General features: G+C 54.3%; 2 protein-coding genes. Both read right to left on the bottom strand.

From position 1 onward, the window contains the following. Window positions 1-1901 (bottom strand): putative bifunctional diguanylate cyclase/phosphodiesterase (locus KG088_RS19375; protein ID WP_213828242.1); only part of this gene is annotated, 1901 nt, incomplete at its 3' end. Between the two features lie 85 nt (window positions 1902-1986). Next, a partial coding sequence (locus KG088_RS19370; protein ID WP_250148393.1) for a Crp/Fnr family transcriptional regulator occupies window positions 1987-2589 on the bottom strand: 603 nt, incomplete at its 5' end.

Here is a 2589-nt window from a genome sequence, read left to right as displayed (position 1 = left end):
GCGTCCTTGATCAATTCTCTGTCCACCTTGATGCTGCCCACCTGGAACTCCTGAAGAGCTAATAAGGAGAAAGGCTCGATCCCAAAATGGTCGACTGCCAAGTGTAGCCGCAACCCAGCCAAGCCAAAACTTTTGGCCGGATTGAAGCCGGAGGCACGAATGTTGGCCAGGCAGGCAGGGGGCAGTTCCATGGTAATCCGGCTCCCATCGCGATCACTTTGTGTCAGCCGCGCCCGCCACTGGTGCACAAGGGATCGGGTGAGAAAGGAGGAGGGTGATTCGTTGATGTTGATCGGAAAGCCGGCACCGTGCTGGTTGCGCCACCGGAGCGAACAGGTCACCGCCTGCTCCAGGACATAGGCGTTGATTCTGTCCATCATGCCGCTTTGCTCGGCAATGGACAGAAAAGCGGCCGGAGGCAGTAGTCCCTTATTCGGATGATTCCATCGGAGCAGGGCCTCAGCCTTGGAGATGGCACCCGTACGGATATCAATAATGGGCTGGTAGTAAACCTCCAGCTGGTTCTCGCTGAGGGCATCATCCAGTTCCCTGTTCAACCGCATGTGCTCTGATTCGCTTTGCGCCATCCAGGACGCGTAGAGTTGAACCTGGTGGCCTCCCTGGTGCTTGGCAGCGTACATGGCGTGATCGGCATTATGCATCAGCTGGTCGGTATCCTTGCCGTCATCGGGGTACAGGGTCAGGCCGATGCTGCCGGAAAGGTGAACCCGGTGGGAATCAACGTCAAACGCGCGTTCGAGATTGGTCAGTAGTGCCTTGGCGGCCTCCTTCGCGTCTTTCCTACGGGTGTCTTTCAAGATCAAGGTGAATTCATCTCCGCCGAGACGGGCCACAGTATCCATGGCCCGGACGTTGGTCCTTATCCGTTCGGCCACCTGCTCCAGCAGCCGGTCACCGCCCTTGTGGCCGAGCTGATCGTTGGCTTGCTTGAAGCGGTCCAGGTCGATGAACAGTAAGGCAAAGGAGCTGTTCTTTCGTTTGGCCTCCAGCAGGCTCTGCTCAAGCCGGTCGAGGAACAGCCGCCGATTGGGGATGCCGGTGAGCGAATCAAAATTGGCGCTTCGCCAGATCTGGCGCTCGACTTGTTTACGCTCAGTGATGTCCCGCGACATCTTGACAACAGCTTCAACTTCGCCCTGATCGTCAAAAACTGGAACAAGCTGGCAGTCTAAATACAACTCACGGCCTGATAGCAAAGGACAATGAAACTCCCTCCGCTGGACCTGGCCGGTCGTGACGGTTTCGGCAATCGCATCGTGCAGCTCAATGGCAAATCCTAGGCCCAGCTCAAGCGGGGTTTTCCCAATGGCCTCCTGGGCCGGCGTACTAGCCAGGTCTGACATCGCCGTGTTGAAAAACAGAAACTTGCCGTCGGGATCGAATATGGCGGAGAGGTCGGGGGAGACTTTCAGCATGGCTTCGAACAGGCGTGTCACCTGCTCTTTGCAGTCGGAATAACTTGACACCGAGTTGGCAACTAACTGGTCGATGGCCTCGTTAAACTTCACTAGCTCATCCAGATCCTTCGAGGTGAGCCCCTGCTGCTCATTGCCCCAGGCCTCGGTAACCCGTGCCCGCAGTGCCCACAGCTCCTGTATCACCTGGAGCATGGACAGCCCCTGCTCAAGACGGTCCGTGCCGTGTCCCTCAGCGGCCGCCGAAGCGGGGGCCTCGCCTTTGCCAAGGGCCTTGCGGGCCGAGTCTTGCCCGGTCTGAGAGGTCAAGAGGTCTCGCGCGATGAACTCCAGCATCGTACGAGCATGGTCCCTCAAGGCGCGGCTGTCTTCGCCTTTCAATGCCGGGGCGATGTGTAGGGCGGCTTCTTCCCAGTCTTCAAGCAGTGACTCCATTTTAGTCTGAATAAATCGGGCAAGCTTCATAAGCAAGAGCCTTTTCCGCGTTATGCTGGCGAGTGTCAACTTAGTGCATAGACAGCTAGAAGCGTAACTTTATTGAAGTAACGGATTAATATTCTGATTTTTGGTAATGAAGATAGTTGGCTCTGAAGCCTGAGAACTCCTTTATTCTCTCCCAGTCATGAATTGCCATGCGCTTGTTGTTAAGTGTTAACAAGCCATCCCTACGCAACTTCTGAATAACTCTGTTAGTATGTATGTTTGTCAGCCCCATTGCCTCGCCTAGCTCTTCCTGAGTCAGAGGAAGCTCAAAGCTATTGTCCTGGGTGAGCCCGGCAGCACGTGCGCGTAATAATAGCTCACAAAAAACATGAGCCAATCTCGTATCCGCTGAACGGTTTGCTACACTTGCTAACCACTCGCGTAGGATCGCCTCATCTACGAGTGTTGACCAGAAGAGCGCGCGTGTGAGCCAAGGAAAATTATTAAAAATATAGTTCATTTCCTTAGATGGAATTCGAGTAAGCTTCACAGGAGTCAGCGCATGGATAGAGTGATCCATTTCATCAAGAATCGTAATATGGATATCGCACATATCTCCAGGAAGAAAAAAGGCCACGATATTCTGGTCGCCATGCTCAAGAAGCTTGTAACGACACGCCCAACCCTGCTCAATAAGGTGAACGTAATCAGGCTTTTCTCCTTCGCTAAT

The organism is Halomonas jincaotanensis (assembly GCF_018448785.1).
Taxonomy (GTDB): domain Bacteria; phylum Pseudomonadota; class Gammaproteobacteria; order Pseudomonadales; family Halomonadaceae; genus Halomonas; species Halomonas jincaotanensis.
Note: the sequence above shows the minus strand (reverse complement) of the source record. Positions and strands in the feature narration are given on the sequence as shown.